Here is a 15,676-nt window from a genome sequence, read left to right as displayed (position 1 = left end):
ATGACGCGCGCGGGCGGTTGGCTCGCCGCGCGCGCCGGCGCGACGGTGCTCGCCTTCGGTGCGTTGTTCGCGGTCTACGACTTCGGCGATCTGCGGCAGCAATTCGCGGCGCTGCATGCGGGCGCGATCGCCGGCGCAGTGGGATTGCTGGCCGCGTGCATCGTCGGCATGGCGGTGAAGTGGCACCTCGCGCTGCGCGCTGCACGCCTGGGCGTGTTGTTGCGTGCCTTGATCGCGTCGTTCTTCTACGCCCTGCTGCCCAGCGGCCAGGTCGGTGGGGAAGTCGGCAAGATGCTGGTCGTGAAATCGCGCCAACCCGACCTGCGCCATGTCGCGGGGTCGATCGTGTTCGACAAGGCCACCGGCCTGTTCGGGTTGTCGCTGATCGGCCTGGCGGCGCTGGCAATGTCGCGGCACGCGCCGCCCTGGCAATGGGCGATCGTCGCCGGGATCGCGGCGGCCTGCGTGGCGGGGCTGTATGGGTGCTTCGTGATCGCGCGATACGCCGCACGGCTCGAACTGCGCGGTCCGTGGTTGCTGCGCGCGCGCGACGCGGTCGCGGCGATCGCCGCGCGCATCGCCGAATACGCCGGCGATCATGGGCTCGTCGCGCGCAGCACGGCGCTGGCCATCCTGACGCAGGGGCTGGTCATCGGCATCTACGTGCTCCTGGCGCGGGATCTCGGCCTGTCGCTGCCGGCCGCCGAACTCGTCGCCGCGGTGGTGATCGCGAATCTCGCCACGCTGGTGCCGATTTCGCTCGCCGGGCTCGGCGTGCGGGAAGCGGGACTGACCTTCCTGCTCGCACAGCATCCGGGTGTCGGGCCCGATCGCGCGATCGCGCTGTCGTTGGCGGCGATGGCCGTGCTGTTGCTCGCCGCGCTGGCCGGTGCACTGCTCGAAGCCCGGCACGCGGTGTCGGCGGCCGCGCGCCTGGGTCGTTAATCGCAGCGCGCGCGCAACACGCCCAGGACGGGCCCCGCGCGCCCCGCGCGCACGATGAACTCCGCGCCCGGCGCGACCCACTGTCCCGTTTTTGCATGGCCGCGTGCGGGGCCCTGGGCGAACAACGTCGCCTTCGCCGCCCCTGGCGCGCGGACTTCGATGGCGACGCCTTGCGCGGTGCCGTGCCAGGCGATCGTCGCCACCTGCGCGGTGCCTGCGCTGCAAAGCGCGGTCGTGTCGTATGCGAGGCTCGCCTCGCCGCCACCGGCGAGGGCCACCGTCTGCGCGGCATTGGCATCGAGCGCGAACACCACGTAATCGGCATCGCGGAACGCCTCGCGCGCGCTGCCCTCGGCGATGCGCGCCGCGAGCGCCTGCCGCACGAGCGCGGCGAGCGCATCACGGGGCGTGGGTGCGTGCGGCAACGCGGGGCCTTCGGGCAGCACGACGTAGGCCACGCGCGTCGTGCGCAGGAACTCGGTCAGCGCACGCACGTCGGCGACGAGGGCGGGACGCTGGTCGGCGACCGAATCCAGCGGTTCGTAACGCACGCCCAGGAACCACTCCACCGGCGCGTTCGCCCGCACGTCCGGATCGGGCATGCCCACCACGCGCGTGCCGGCCGGCATGCCGTCGAAGAAATGCGCCACGCCCGCCAGGCGCGCGCGCGGAATCTCGTGGTCGCCGCGCATGCGCAGCTCGTCGGGCGTGCGCGTGTACGTGGTGTCCAACGGACGCGTGCCGGGGCCCCAGGACCCCGTCACGAATGCGACCGCCGCCTGCGCAAGGACGAAGGCGAACACCACCGCGGGAACGAACGCACGCGAACGCGCCGACGCCACGCGCACGATGCCCCATGCAAGCAGCGCGATGATCGGCACGATGAAATAGTTGCCGTCGCCGCCGGGGATCGGATGGCGATAGGAGAACAGCACGGGGAAGAACAGCAGGCCGATCGCGAGCAGCGGCCAGTCACGCGACGTCGGGCGCACGCGACCACCCAGCAACAACGCGACCAGCGGCAACCACGCCCATGCGTTGCCGGTCCAGGTGATCATCACGTGCGGCAGCGCGGCGGGCGCGAACAGGAATTGCCACAGGCCCGACAACACGGGCAAGGTCGGTAGCGTGCTGCCGCCCGGCAACAGTGCGACGGGATAGGCGAGCGTGAAGCCCAACTGCTGTTCCAGCCCGACGATCGCGTTGGGTGCGATCAGCGGCACGCCGGCCACCAGCCAGCTGCGCCAGGTGACGATGCCGGCGAGCACCACGGCGGCGGCGAACACCCTCGCGCCCCGGTCGCGCCATGCATTGCGCCACTGCCCGGCGGGCATGAGCGCGCCCGCGAGCATCAGAACCAGCAGCGCCGCATAGGGCATGTTGGAAAGACGGCATAGCAACGACAGGCCCGCCGTGGCGAGCCCCACCCAGAACCAGCGCGGCGCGCCGGAGTTGCGCAGGCGCAACAGCGCGTACACGCCGACGAACATCAACCATGCGGAGAACGCATCGCCTTTCGCGGAGACCGCCATGTTCGCGAGCGCGGGCACGGTCATCGCGAGCACGCCCGCCAACAAACGCAGCGGCCCGCGAACGCCGAGCGCGCCGACGATCGCGACCACCGTCGCCGCGACGAGCAGCGACGAGAGGATGCCCACGCCGAACACCAGCGAGGTGCTGTCCAGCCCGGCGAAGGGAAGCAGCAGGACTTCGTAGAGTTTCGGGTAGTAATGGACGACCGCCACCAGCCCCTGGTTGCGGAACAGCCCGCCCTCGCCCAGCAGCACCGATTCGCCGCGCAATCCGTACCAGAGCGAGTCGTAGTCGATCACGACCGACGCCTTGGCGAAGAGCACGACGACGAATGCACCGGCGAACGCGGCCGCGACGCGCGACCAACCCGACGCGCGGCGCACCGCCCGCCAGGCGAGCCCCGACAGGGACGGACCGCGATGCACCAGCAGCGCGATGCCCAGCACGCCCAGCGCGGCGAAACGGAACGCCGACGGGGTCTGAGCCCCGGCAAGCGCGAGCGTCCAGGCAACGAGCGACCACGCGATGACGCCAAGCACGCCGGCGACGATGGACACGCCGGGGCGCGCGCGTTGCGCGAACCCGGCGAAGGGCAGCAGGCGCCAGCCGAGGGCGAACACCCCCTCGGCATACAGCACGACCAGGATGATCGACGCATCCACGCCGTGGCGGCGGGCGAACAACCACGTCGCGAGCGCGACGATGCACGCCCCCGCGCGACGCGCCGGCAAGGCAAGGCCGAGCAGCACGCAGCCGAACAGCCCGATCGCTTCCAGCCCGCCTTCGATGGCCGCCGCCTGCGCGACGTGCCAATCGAAGGGCCCTTCCACGATGAGCGAACGGATCGGCAGGACGAGGAACGCGATCGCCAGCACCAGCAAGCCGGCGCGACGCAGCGAGTCAGTCATCGTGTTTCCAATGCGCGATCAGATCGCTTGCAGCCTTACTTCGTGCAGGCCACGCCCGCCAGGCGAGCGCGTGCGAGCTCCTTGCCGTTGTCGGCGTCGCGCAGCACCATCTCGCGGTTCGCCGTCATCCATACACCGGTTTCGCGCTCGCCGCGCGGGCCGCCGCGCGTGAACAGCGATTCCTTGCCGCCCGGGCCGATGCCCTTGACCTCGACGGTCTTCACGCCGTCGAAGGTGCGCGCGTTCCAGTGGACGAGCACCTTGACCGCCTTGGTGTCGCAGGTTTCCACCGATGCCGGCTCGAACCACAGCGCCTGCGCGGTGGCGGGCGCGGCGGGGGCAGCGCTGGCGATCGTGGCGGGTGCCGCGACCGTGGCGGCCGGCGCGACCGTGGCGTTGGAGGCCGGCGCCTGCGCTTCGCGCTGGCAGGCGGCGACCGCGGCGACGGACAGGACAAGGACGGCGAGCTTCGAATAAAGGCGCATGGGCGACGACCTGGGGACAAGAAGGCGCAAAGCGTAACCGATCAGACCAGCCGGACCTCGCGGACGAGCACGCTGATCTCGCGCAGGTCCGGGCCGGCGCCCGACACGGAGATGGGGACGTACCAGGCCGAAGCGCGCACGACGATGCGCGCGCCGAAAAAGCTGCCGATGGCGTGGTGCGCCGCGTTGGTCGGCAAGGGCAACTCCACGACGAACCACGGGGTCTGCGCCGGCACGCGTTCGACATGCATCACCGCGCCGTCGACTTCGAACTCGACGGCGACGTCGTACACGCTCAGCGCCGGCGGCAGGTTGACGCCGAGGTTGAAGTACAGCGACTTCCGGTGGCCTTCGTACAACACGTACAGGTCGGCGCGCCGGGCGATCCACACGTCCTGGATCGGCGCGCCGCGCGGCGCGTGGAAGCCCGACAGCGGGATGATGCCTTCCTCGAAGCCAGCGGCATCGCCCAGCGGCGGCGCGTTGTCTGCGTAACCGAACGCGCGCAGCATCGGCCCGCAGATCATTTCGACGAGGCGATGCTCGGCCGGCGTCACGCCCTCGTCGGTCAGGAACCGCTCCGGCGTGGGCAACGACATCTGCGGCAACATGCGGCGCGTGACCTTCGGCGTGTCGAGCCCGATCTGCGCGAAGGCGAGCTCCATTTCGGCGGCAGGGTCCCGCAACAAATCTTCGTAGCGATGCACGTGAAAGACGCCGGGCGGCGCTTCGAGCGAAAACTCGTAGGCCGGACGCAGGTGATGGTAGTAGTCGGCGATCGCGCCGCGCACTTCGGCCGCGAATGCGCTGTCGCCGAAGCCGCGATTGCGCCGCGCGCGACGCTTCATCGATTCGATGGTCGCGTGCGGCTCGCGCACGGCGGCGAACACTTTCAGGTTCGGGTCGGCGGCGTGCAGCGCATCCAGGTGGAACAAATTGTCCGGCGTCTTCTCGCCGAGCACGGGACGCGCGGTGACCTGGCGGAACTGCCGCGCGAGCAGGCGCGCGCCTTCGGCGAACAATTCCGGGCCGTAGAGGCCGGCGCGGAACAGTGCGAGCAAGGCGTCGAGGAAGGACTCGAAGCGCGCGGCGTCCCACACCCGCAGGCCCGGGCCCGAGGGCTCGGCCAGCCCGTTTAGCAACATCAGGTTGCGGTACTTCGGCAGGCGCGGGAATGTCGCCAGCCGGCTTTCCTCGGTGCCGTCGACCACCGTCAGGCGCAGGTCGGCGCGCAGGTAGGCTTCGAGCACCGCCATGTTTTCCGGCGGCAACGGGCGATCCGCGGCGAAGATCGACAACTCGCGGAACAACGCCGTCTCCATGACGTAGCAGAAGACATCCGGGTGCAGGTTGAACAACTGCCCGAAGTAGGTCGTGCCGCCGCGCGGCATGCCGCCGACGACGAAGTTCAGCGACGCATCCTGGTCGTGCATTCCATCCATCACGAGTGTTCGATCTCTCCGGATTCGGTTTCGCCGGCGACCACGCGCGCCAGGACATCGTTGCTGTCGGAAGCGACCAGGCGGAACGCCATGCCGGCCCGCACCCACGCACCGGTGACCTCGCGGCCCATGCGTCCGCCGCGGATCCAGCGCACTTCGCTGCCATCCAGGCGCGTGACCACGACCTGCACGTCGTCTGCGCCGCTTTCGCGCAGGTCCCACGACACTTCGACGGTGCGCGGGGCGACGTTGCGCAGGCGGAAGTCGATGCGCGACAGATCGATCGCGCGCCCCGCCATCGGCACGACGGGCGCGGGCGCCACGGCTTCGCCCGCCTCTTCTTCGCCCGCGACGATGGTGGCGAGCACCTCGTCGGTGCCCATGGCGACCAAGCGGAACTCCATGCCCGGCTGCACCCACGGGCCGGTCTTCTGTTTGCCGGCGTGTCCGCCCCGCATCCAGTGCACCTCGCGGCCGTCGAGGCGGCGGACGACGATCTCGACGTGTTTCGCGCCGCTCTCGCGCACGTCCCAGGCGATTTCCGCCGTGCCCGGCGCGATGTTGCGCGCGCGGAACTCGATCAGCGAGGTGTCGATGGGCGGCGTCGCGCGACGGAGTTCTTCCTTCGCGTCCGCTTCGTATTCTTCGATCAGGTCGGTGGGCGCGCCGAACGCGCGGATGCGCCCGCCTTCCATCCAGATCGCACGCGTGGCGATGCGCTTGAGCAGCCCGGCGCTGTGCGAGGCCACGACCAGGATGTGCGCGGCCTCGACGAAGGAATTCATGCGCGCCACGACCTTCTCGCGGAACGCCGCGTCGCCGGCGCCGATCCATTCGTCCATGACGAGGATGTCGCTGGAGAACGCGGTGGCGATCGCGAAGGCCAGGCGCATCGACATGCCCTGCGAATAGGTGCGCAGCGGCATGTCGAGGTAAGGGCCGAGGCCGGTGAACTCGACGATCTCCGGCAGCGCGCGTTCGATCTGCGCGCGCGTCCTCCCGGCGATCAGGCCCTTGAGGACGATGTTGCGATAGCCGGTGGCTTCCTGCCGGAAGCCGAAGGAAATGTTGAACAGCCCCGACACCGGATGGCTCGCATCCACGTAGCCGCGCTGCGGGTGGTAGATGCCCGCGAGCACGCGCAACAGCGTCGACTTGCCCGCGCCGTTGTGGCCGATGATCGCAAGGCGGTCGCCCTGGCGCAGGTCGAGGGACACGCCGTCGAGCGCGAGCACGCGACGATGGCCTTCGCCGCCTTCCACGCGCCCGCCCAGCTTGCCGTGAAGGCCGGCAAACTCCGCGTGGCCGCCGGGGCGCGCGCGCAAGGGGAAGCTCAGCGCCAGATCGTGGGCACGCAGGTGCATGTCAGAGCCAGAACGCGATGCGATTGCGAGTGGTCGCATACGCGACCGCGCCCAGGACCAGGCCGCCGACGGTGGTCGCCAGCACGATCGCCCAGCTGGTCCACGGCACGGTGTCGTAGACCAGCGGCTGGCGCACGATCTCGATGAAATGCGTGGCCGGGTTGTATGCCGCGATCTTCTCCAGCGCCGGGGTCTGCCCGGGCATCCAGATGATCGGCGTGACGAAGAACAGCAAACGCATGATCGTCTGCATCGCGTGGTACGCATCGCGCCAGCGCAGGCACAGCGGCGCGAGGATCGCGCACAGCCAGATCGGCGTGACGACGTAGACCAGCAATCCCGGCACGGCCCAGAGCATCGTCGGCGTCCAGTGCGATTTCTGCCACACCACCGCGGCGACCATCACGACCAGCGTGAGCGCGAAGACGATCCAGTTGCGATAGATCGATTGCAGGAAATACACCGGATACGGGATCGAAGTGCCCATCAGCCAGTTCGCCGACCCGGCGTAGGCGACGCACGCGTCGATCACCATGCTGTTGATGAATGTCCACAGGCCGAAGCCCACGGTGACGAACATCGCGAACTCGGCGAAGGACACCCGCGACATCTGGCCGAAGATCACCACCTTCACGAACACGAACACCGCAAAGGACGTGATGACCCAGGAGATGCCGAACAAGGTGCGGCGATACCGGTCGGACAGGTCTTCCATCCCCAACGCGGTCCACAGGCGCCACAGCGCGAAGCTGCGCGACCAGTCGCGCCACGCTGACACCGCGAGCGAAGGGGCGGGCGCAACCGCCGGCATGGGGACGTCCATCGGATCGATCAGGACAGCGGCGGCCAGCGGTAGACCGGATGCGGGTACATCTGCTCGGCGAACAGGCGATCTTCATGGAGCAGCGTTTCCTCGATCGCCTGCATCGCGCCCAGGCACGAACCGAACAGCGGATCGTCGAACACGAAGTAGCCCTCATGCACCATGTGCGGCTTGCTGGCGAGGATGGCGTACTTCACACCTTCGTAGATGTCGCAGTCCACGTGCGCAATCGCGACCTTGCGCCCTTCGGCGACGATGGCCGGGAAGGTTTCGTCGAACAGGCCCTTCACGGGAACCAGCCATTCCTCGAGGCCGGCGCGCGCGATGGCGTCGCGGAAATCCTCGAAGCTGGTGTCACGGAAGTCGCCTTCCGAATGCAGGTCGCGCACTGCGTCGGTCTTCGGCATGCCGCCGTAAGTATCCAGCGCATACACGCGCGCCTTCGACCCGTGCGCGCGCAACAGCGACGCCATGAAGATCGCCGAGCCGCCCTTGTAGCTGCCGAATTCGACGATGTCGCCCTGCTCGAGTTCGGGCAGGCCGAGCTTGATGAGCAGGTACAGGTTCATGAGCTTGTGCGGGGTGAGCAGCGAACCGCGCCCATGCGCGAGGGCCAGCGCTGCCTGGAAATCCGGCTGCGCGGCGATTTCCTGCTGCAGCGTGCCGAACTGGAGCCCCCAGCCCCTGAGGTGGCCCAGTTGGATGGCGCGGCCGCGATCCAGCTGCCAGGGCCGGGGCGCGAGGCCGACGAGTCGGTTCAGGAGTGAATGCTCCTCCGTGCCCGGCGCGGCAGCCACGGCTTGATTGATGACTTGGCGCATGCGTGCAAAAAGACCTTTCAATTTCGGCCCCTAGTGTATCAGCGTGCCTGCCGGGCCCAGGCCGCGGCTTGACGCAGATCCGTGAAGTCCGGCGCCACGGCGCCCTGTCCCGCGAGGCGCCGCCAGTCGCGCAGGCCCGCGGCGCGCGCGGCGTCCAGGTCGGCCTGCGTATCGCCGAGCAGGCACGAGCCGGCCATGTCGATCCCGAAGTCGTGCGCCGCCTGCAACAGCATGCCGGGCTTGGGCTTGCGGCACGTGCAGTCCTGCCGCAACGGGCCGAGCCCCGCGGTGGGGTGGTGCGGACAGAAGTACGTCGCGAGCAAGGGCGCGCCTTCGGCCTCAAACGCGCGATGCACCCACGCGGTGTAGTCGCGGAACGCCGCCTCGTCGTAGTAACCGCGCGCGATGCCGGCCTGGTTGGTGACGACGATCGGCAGGAATCCCGCTTCGCGTGCCGTGCGAACCAGATCGAAGATGCCCGGCAGGAAATCGGTGTCCGCGGCGGCGTGCACGTAGCCGTGGTCGACGTTGATCACGCCGTCGCGATCCAGGAACAACGCGCGACGCGGCCCGCGCCATGCGGCCAGTTGCGCATCGGCGTCGGCGTCGCGATGGCTGCGCACCGGATCGCTCACGACCGCGCGAACCACGCCTGCGCGCGCGCGTAGTCTTCCGGCACGCCGATGTCGATGAAGTCGCGCGTGTCGTCGAACGCGGCGAGTTCGCCGGCGGCCGCGAGATCCGGCAGGACGTCGCGCTCCAGCGAAAATGCGTCGCGCTCCGGAAACGCCGCGAGTGCGGCGTGCGTCAGGCAGTAGCAGCCGGCGTTGATCGCACCGCCGCCCTGCCCACTTTTTTCACGGAATGCGACGACGCGGCCGCCGTCGACATCGACCGCGCCGTAGCGCCCGGCATCCTCGACGTGCGCCAGCGCGATCGCGGCCCGCGTGCCCGCCGCGCGCATCGCGGTTTCGAGTGCATGCGGGTCGTAGGCGAGCCAGGTGTCGCCGTTGAGCACGTGCACGCCATCGCCCTGCAACGCGCGTGCGGCGAGCGCGACGGCGCCGCCGGTGCCGAGCGGTTGCGTTTCCACCGAATGCACGAGGGTCATGCCCGCCCACCTATCACCGACCGTGTCGCGGATCGTTGCCGCGCCGTAACCCGTGGCGAGGATCGTGCGCCGGATGCCCGCATGCGCGAGCCGGTCGAGCACCCACGCGAGGAACGGACGTCCGGCCACCGGCGCGAGCGGTTTGGGCAGGTCCTGCACGACCGCGCGCAGGCGCGTGCCGAGACCACCCGCGAGCACGATCGCTTCGTCGATGCGCGCCGTCACCCGGGACGCCGCACGCAACGCTCGGGCGACAACCCGCGCGAATACTGCCGTGCCGGAGGCTCTCCGACGGTCAGCACCGCGATCATGTGCGCGGGCGTGAGCGTGCCCTCGCGGAAGCCGTCTTCGTCGGCCGCGTGCACGCGATCGATGAACTCGCGGTCCCACTGCCCGTTCGCGTCGAAGTTGTGGCCGAAGCCACGATCGATCAACACGTCGACGAGGTTGCCGAAGGCCACGTTGCGATAGAACTCGAAGCGCTCGTCGAGCAGCGGCACGATGTCCTGCGCACGGATGCCTTCGAAGCCTTCGGTCGAGCAATCCCAGTTTTCGTAACGTTCTTCCTGGCGGTTCAGCACGCGGTTGAAGCGATAGGACGCCGGGAGCTCCTGCCAGAACGTTTGCAATTTTTCCAGGGCCTCGGGCCAGCGCTGGTGCCCGTTGCGCCCGATGATGTCGCTGATGACGAAGTAGGCCTTCGGATGCATCGCGCCGCGGATCGCATCGAACAGGCCTTCCAGGTTCACCACGTGGTGCAGCGACTGGTTCGCCATCACGCCGTCGTAGGTGGCGGTCGGGCGCCAGCGGTTGAAGTCGGCCTCGACGAAACGCAGGTGTTGCGCCACGCCGGCGGACTGCGCGAGCTCGCGTCCGCGCGCGAGCATCGCGGGGTTGATCTCCAGGCATTCGATCGTGAAATCGGCCAGGCCGCGTTCGCGCAGCAGTTGCGCGATGCGCACCTCGGTGTCGCAGTTGCCCGCACCGATGCTGACGAACACCGGCGACGGGCTGCCCGTGCGCTGCGCGCTTTCCAGCAGGTGCGCGACGAACCAGTCGTCCATGCCGTGGATGCCGAATTCTTCCAACATCGGCCGCAGGTAGGTGTGCGACCAGTAATGGAAGATGTCCGGCAGCGCGTGGACGTCGGCGACTTCGCGGTAGTAGTCCTGTTCCTTCGCCAGGCGCGCGGCATACGCCGCGTCTTCGCCGGACATCGGTTCCGCGCTCGGCGCTGCGGGCGGTGCGTCGCGCACCGGTTCCCGCGGATGCATCTGCGATTCGATCAGCGCGCAGAGCATGTGGCCGAGGAATTCGTGGCCTTCCTGGATGCGCGGGGTTTCGTTGGAGGGCACCTGGAAACAGATGTCGCAATCGCCCGCCATCGCGCCGCCGGATTTCCCGGTGTACCCGACCACGCGCATGCCGCGTTCCTTCGCCGCGGAAATCGCGCGCAGGATATTGGCGGAATTGCCGGAGGTGGAAATCGCGACGAGCACGTCGCCCGGCTTGCCCAGTGCTTCGACCTGGCGCGCGAACACATAGTCGTAACCGTAGTCGTTGCCGATCGCGGTGAGGATGCTGCTGTCCGTGGTCAGCGCGATGCCCGGCAACCCGGGGCGGTCGTAATAGAAGCGGCTGACCAGTTCGCCGGCCCAGTGCTGCGCGTCGGCCGCGCTGCCACCGTTGCCGGCGAAGAGGATCTTGCCGCCCTCGCGCAACGCGCGCGTGCACAGTTCGACCGCGTCTTCGATGCGCCTGGCCAGCGCCGCGTCGCCGGCCATCGCCGAGAAGTTGGCGAGCGCCTTCGAGAACTCGCTTGCAATGACGTCCTTCATGGGGTTCTCCATGCGACCGCGCCGCCGGGATTGAAATGGAAATCCAGCAACGTGCCGCCTTGCGACAACAACGCGCGCGACAGGCCGACACGGTCGGCCGGGTCGCACGCGAACATCATGAAACCACCGCCACCCGCGCCGCTCACCTTGGTGGCGCGTGCGCCGTGGGCACGCGCGACGCTTTCGACGGCATCGATCATCGGGTTGGTGATGCAGGCCGCCATCTGTTTCTTCGCTTCCCAGCCGGCCTGCATCGTGCGCGCGAACGCTTCCAGGTCGCCGCGCAGCAGCGATTCCTTCATCGCCACGGCCTCGGCCTTGAGCTGGTGCATCGCTTCGAGCGGCGCCGCGGTGCCGGCCTTCGCGTTGCGCGCCTGCTCGTCGATGATGCGCGCCGACTCGCGGGAGACGCCGGTGAAGTACAGCAGCAGCGAGGCCTCGAGTTCGGCGACCACCCAGTCCTTCACCCGCAGCGGATTGACGATGACGCGGTCGTTGGCGTGGAATTCCATGAAGTTGAAGCCGCCGAACGCCGCCGCGTACTGGTCCTGCTTGCCGCCGGCGAGCGCGAGGTCCTGGCGCTCGATTTCGTAGGCCAGCCGCGCGATCTCGTATTCGCCCAGCGCCAGGCCGAAATACTCGGCCAGCGCGGTGACGAGCGCGACGACCATCGTCGACGAGGAGCCCAGGCCCGAGCCGGGCGGTGCGTCGGAGAAACTGCGCAGGCGGATCGCGGGACGCTGGTCGTCGAGGAAATCGCGGCAGATGCGCAGGTAGGTGCCGAGCAGCAACTGCAGGTCGCGGTTGTCGGTGGCGACCGCGTCGGTCTTGCAGCGCACCGCGCACTGGCGATCCAGCGCATGCAATTCGACGTATCCGTCGGGCGAAGGATCGACGATCGCGTAGGCGTATTTGTCGATGGCCGCGTTCATCACGAAGCCACCGTGCAGGTCGCAATACGGGGCGACATCGGTGCCGCCGCCGGCGAGGCCCAGGCGCAGGGGCGCGCGTGCGCGGACGATCATCGCGCGGCTCCCGCGGGAATGCCGAGTGCATCGAGCAGCGTGGCCGCCATCGCCTCGCGCGAGAACAACTGTGCGACATAGTCGGTGGCGGCGTTCGAACGTTGCGTCCACAGCGCGTCGTCGTCGAGCAGTGCGATCATCGCATCGGCCAGCAATTGCGGATCCTCGGCGACGGCGCAGACCGCTGCGGCGCCGGGCAGGCCCTGCACGCCGACCGGCGTGGTCACCAGCGGCGTGCCCTGCTGGAAGGCTTCGACCACTTTGCTCTTGACGCCCGCGCCGAAGCGCAGCGGCACGACGCATGCGCGCGCCGATGCGTAACGACGGAACAGCGCTTCGTCGCTGACGAAGCCCGTGACCTCGACGCGGTCCTCCGCCAGTTCCTGCACGCGCGGCGTCGGGTTCGCACCGACGAGCGACAGGCGTGCCTCGGGGCGCTTCGCCCACACGCGCGGCATGATGTCGTAGACGAGCCATTCGGCGGCGTCGACGTTCGGCGGATGCGCGAACCCCGCGACGAACAGCAGGCCGTTGCGTTCGGACGGGCCTTCCATGCGCGGGAACGCATCGTAGGCATACGGCAGGATCGCGCGCGCGTCGACCTTCGCTTCGAGTGCGCGCACGGCGTCGGCTTCCTCCTGCGAGGGATAGAGCACGACGTCGGCGCCGCGCCACACCGCGCGCTCGAGTTCCTCGAGCTTGTCGGCATGCGCGAGCAACGCCGGCTGGCCGAGCACGTCGGCTTCCTGGCGCACGCGGCGGAAATGCAGGTCGTGGCCGTAGTAGGCGATGCGCGCGCGCGGGAAGGCTTCGCGTGCCTGCGCGAGATACTTGTCCGCCACGTCGGGGCGCGAGAGCAGGATCGCGTCGACTTCCTCGCCGATCGCTTCGCGCAACGCCGGCAGCCCGCGCACCCAGTTGCCGCCGGTGTACACCTCGATGCCGAGCGCCTGCAGCGCGGGCGTGTAGTCGGGATCGAAGTGCAGGTTGTCGGGCCAGAACTTCACGACGCAGCCGGCTTCGACGAGCCGGCGCAGGAAGGCCACCATCGTGCGCGAGCCTGCGTCGCGGTCGGGCTGCGGCACGTAATGGTCGACCACGAGCACGACCGGGCGATCCCAGGCGCGATCGCGCGCACGCGCCACGCGGTGCGCGTTCGGATAGTGCGCGGCGAGCGTGTCGTTCCAGCGTTCCAGGAACTTGCGCTGGTTCTCGACCTGGTAGGCCTTGATGCCCGACCCGGTGTCGGTGCCGTGCGAGATGCCTTCGTGGTGGACGACGACCGAGAACGGCGTGTAGTACGCCTGCAGGCCCTGTTCGCGGACGCGAAAAGCGAGGTCGGAATCTTCGTTGTAGGCCGGCACGTAACGTTCGTCGAAGCCGCCCAGCCGTTCGAACAGCGCGCGCGACACCATCAGCGCGGCGCCGGAGCAGTAGTCCACGCGGCGCACGTAGTTGAACTCGCCCGCGTTCGGATCGCCCAGGCGCCCGTAATTCCAGGCCGAACCGTCGCGCCAGACGATGCCGCCGGCTTCCTGCAGGCGACCGTCGGGGTAGATCAGTTTCGAACCGGCGAGGCCGGCATCGGCGTTGTTCGCGAAGACATCCAGGAGCGCGTCGAGCCAGCCCGGCCGCACCTCGGTGTCGTTGTTGAGGAACACCAGGAAATCGCCGCGCGCGAGCGCGATGGCCTGGTTGCACGAGCGGATGAAGCCGAGGTTGGTTGCGTTGACGTGGTAGCGCAGCCCCGGAACGCCGGCGAACGCTTCCATCGCCGCATCGCCCGAGGCGTCTTCCAGCACCAGCACTTCGTACGGAACGGACGCGCCGGCGATCATCAGCGAACGCAGGCACGCCGCGGTGTACGCGGCATTGCCGTAGGTCGGCACGACGACGGTCACGCGCGGTGCGTCCACGGGATCGAAGCGCAGATCGCCGAAGCGCACGGAGCGTGCACCCGCCGCCGCGGGCGCCGCGGGGAGCGCGACTTCCGGAGCGGTCTTGCGCAGCTTCGCCAACGCGCGGCGCAACGGGCCGGTGATGCGCCATGCGGCGGAGCCGCGAATCTGGTCGATGATGTTGCGCAGTTGCTGTGCGTAGCGATCGCGCGCGTCGATTTCCGCGGCGAGTTCGCGGTGCGTGTCGGCGAGGATCTGCAGCATGCGGCGCGCCTCCTCCGCTGCCTCCACGACGCGCTCGCGCAATGCAAGGACATCGCGATCCAGCGATTGCGCCCAGGCCACGGTGCGGCCATGTTCGCCGACCAGGGCCGCGTGCTGGCGGCGCACTTCGTCGAGTTCCGCGTCCAGGCGCTTGGCCCAGGCGACGGTTTCCTGTCGTTCCGCGTCCAGGCGCTTGGCCCAGGCGACGGTTTCCTGTCGTTCCGCGTCCAGGCGCTTGGCCCAGGCGACGGTTTCCTGTCGTTCGGCATCCAGGCCCCGGGCCCACGCGACCGCCTGCGTATGTTCCTCGGTCAGCGTACCGACCCGCGCGCGCAACGCTTCCGCGTCGTTCGACTGCGATTGCGCCCAGCGGACCGCACCGGCGTGTTCCTCGGTCAGCGTCCCCACCCGTTCGCGCAAGGCCTGGACCGTCACGTCCTGCTGGCGCGCCCAATCGGCGACTTGACGCGTGCGTGCGTACAGGTCTTCCTCGTCGGAGAACAACACCGATGCATCGCGCGCGGGCAGCAGTGCCTCGTCGGCAGCGGCCAGAGCGATGAAATAGACGGGGTCGGGCATCTTCGGCGCGCGCGGGGCGACGCCGGCCGGCGCATCGGCGAACGGCGAGATCGTCGCGGCGCCTTCGCCCCCGATCGGCACCACCAGCGAACCGGCCGACATGCGCTGGCCGTAGTAACGCACCGCCGGGAAATGGCGGCGCAGCAGGACGTCGAGTTCCGCGAAATCGAGTTCGCGGACATGGAATTCGTTGTGGTGGCCGGCGAGTTCGGAATACACGACGCGATTGGGCGAGGACAACACGAGCACGCCGTCGGGGCGCAGCACGCGGCGCAACTCGCGCAGCATCTCGTCGTGGCGGTCGTGGTGTTCGATGGTCTCGAACGAGACCGCCAGGTCGATGCTCGCATCGGCCAGCGGGATCTGCGCGGCACTGCCTTCGATGAAGCGCAGGTTCGCCGCGGCATAGCGCGCGGCGGCGTGGCGCACGGCGTCCGGATCGATGTCCACGCCCGTGACGCTTCGCGCCGATTGCGCAAGCATCGCAGCGCCGTAGCCCTCGCCGCTGGCGATGTCGAGCACGTCGCGCCCCTGCGCGAGCGGTTGCGCCCATGCGTAGCGATGCACGTGTTCCTGGCGGATTTCGCCCTGCTCCGTGGGCACGTACCGCTCGCCGGTGAATTCCATCGCGTCCTGCATC

General features: G+C 69.1%; 11 protein-coding genes and 1 pseudogene. 1 reads left to right on the top strand and 11 read right to left on the bottom strand.

Going from position 1 to position 15,676, the window contains the following annotated elements; genetic code table 11:
* Complete coding sequence (locus tag ACXJJ8_RS07580) at positions 1-945, top strand: lysylphosphatidylglycerol synthase transmembrane domain-containing protein (protein WP_499028403.1); 945 nt, start codon at positions 1-3, stop codon at positions 943-945.
* Here the strand turns inward: ACXJJ8_RS07580 and ACXJJ8_RS07575 are convergent.
* The 11 genes and pseudogenes from ACXJJ8_RS07575 to ACXJJ8_RS07525 all read right to left on the bottom strand — a co-directional run bounded on the left by ACXJJ8_RS07575 (position 942) and on the right by ACXJJ8_RS07525 (position 15,663).
* A complete protein-coding gene (locus ACXJJ8_RS07575) occupies positions 942-3,386 on the bottom strand; it encodes a hypothetical protein (RefSeq protein WP_499028401.1) in 2,445 nt (814 codons plus the stop codon). The two genes, ACXJJ8_RS07580 and ACXJJ8_RS07575, sit on opposite strands and share 4 nt — an antisense overlap.
* Before the next feature lie 35 nt (positions 3,387-3,421).
* Positions 3,422-3,871, bottom strand: coding sequence for a hypothetical protein (locus tag ACXJJ8_RS07570; protein ID WP_499028399.1), 450 nt, complete (start codon positions 3,869-3,871; stop codon positions 3,422-3,424).
* 41 nt (positions 3,872-3,912) lie between these two features.
* Positions 3,913-5,313 (bottom strand): sulfotransferase family protein, encoded by a 1,401-nt coding sequence (locus tag ACXJJ8_RS07565; protein WP_499028397.1) that lies wholly within the window; start codon positions 5,311-5,313, stop codon positions 3,913-3,915.
* Positions 5,313-6,545: pseudogene (locus tag ACXJJ8_RS07560) on the bottom strand (ABC transporter ATP-binding protein); the annotation flags it as partial. The pseudogene ACXJJ8_RS07560 and the gene ACXJJ8_RS07565, both read right to left, overlap by 1 nt.
* Positions 6,546-6,678: 133 nt before the next feature.
* Positions 6,679-7,500 (bottom strand): ABC transporter permease, encoded by an 822-nt coding sequence (locus tag ACXJJ8_RS07555; RefSeq protein ID WP_499028394.1) that lies wholly within the window; start codon positions 7,498-7,500, stop codon positions 6,679-6,681.
* Between the two features lie 8 nt (positions 7,501-7,508).
* The gene (locus ACXJJ8_RS07550; protein WP_499028392.1) at positions 7,509-8,321 is read right to left on the bottom strand and encodes a TylF/MycF/NovP-related O-methyltransferase; all 813 of its coding nucleotides are present in this window, start codon (positions 8,319-8,321) and stop codon (positions 7,509-7,511) included.
* 38 nt (positions 8,322-8,359) lie between these two features.
* Complete coding sequence (locus ACXJJ8_RS07545) at positions 8,360-8,971, bottom strand: D-glycero-alpha-D-manno-heptose-1,7-bisphosphate 7-phosphatase (protein WP_499028390.1); 612 nt, start codon at positions 8,969-8,971, stop codon at positions 8,360-8,362.
* Positions 8,953-9,657: a nucleotidyltransferase family protein gene (locus ACXJJ8_RS07540; RefSeq protein ID WP_499028388.1), complete on the bottom strand. Its 705-nt coding sequence runs from the start codon at positions 9,655-9,657 to the stop codon at positions 8,953-8,955. Before ACXJJ8_RS07540 ends, ACXJJ8_RS07545 begins: the two co-directional genes overlap by 19 nt.
* A complete protein-coding gene (locus ACXJJ8_RS07535) occupies positions 9,654-11,270 on the bottom strand; it encodes an SIS domain-containing protein (RefSeq protein ID WP_499028385.1) in 1,617 nt (538 codons plus the stop codon). Before ACXJJ8_RS07535 ends, ACXJJ8_RS07540 begins: the two co-directional genes overlap by 4 nt.
* The gene (locus ACXJJ8_RS07530; RefSeq protein WP_499028382.1) at positions 11,267-12,295 is read right to left on the bottom strand and encodes a GHMP family kinase ATP-binding protein; all 1,029 of its coding nucleotides are present in this window, start codon (positions 12,293-12,295) and stop codon (positions 11,267-11,269) included. The genes ACXJJ8_RS07535 and ACXJJ8_RS07530 overlap by 4 nt, the downstream gene beginning before the upstream one ends.
* A complete protein-coding gene (locus tag ACXJJ8_RS07525) occupies positions 12,292-15,663 on the bottom strand; it encodes a glycosyltransferase (protein WP_499028380.1) in 3,372 nt (1,123 codons plus the stop codon). Before ACXJJ8_RS07525 ends, ACXJJ8_RS07530 begins: the two co-directional genes overlap by 4 nt.
* Positions 15,664-15,676 lie beyond the last annotated feature (13 nt).

The sequence above is a fragment of the Lysobacter sp. P5_C4 genome (assembly GCF_054049695.1).
Note: the sequence above shows the minus strand (reverse complement) of the source record. Positions and strands in the feature narration are given on the sequence as shown.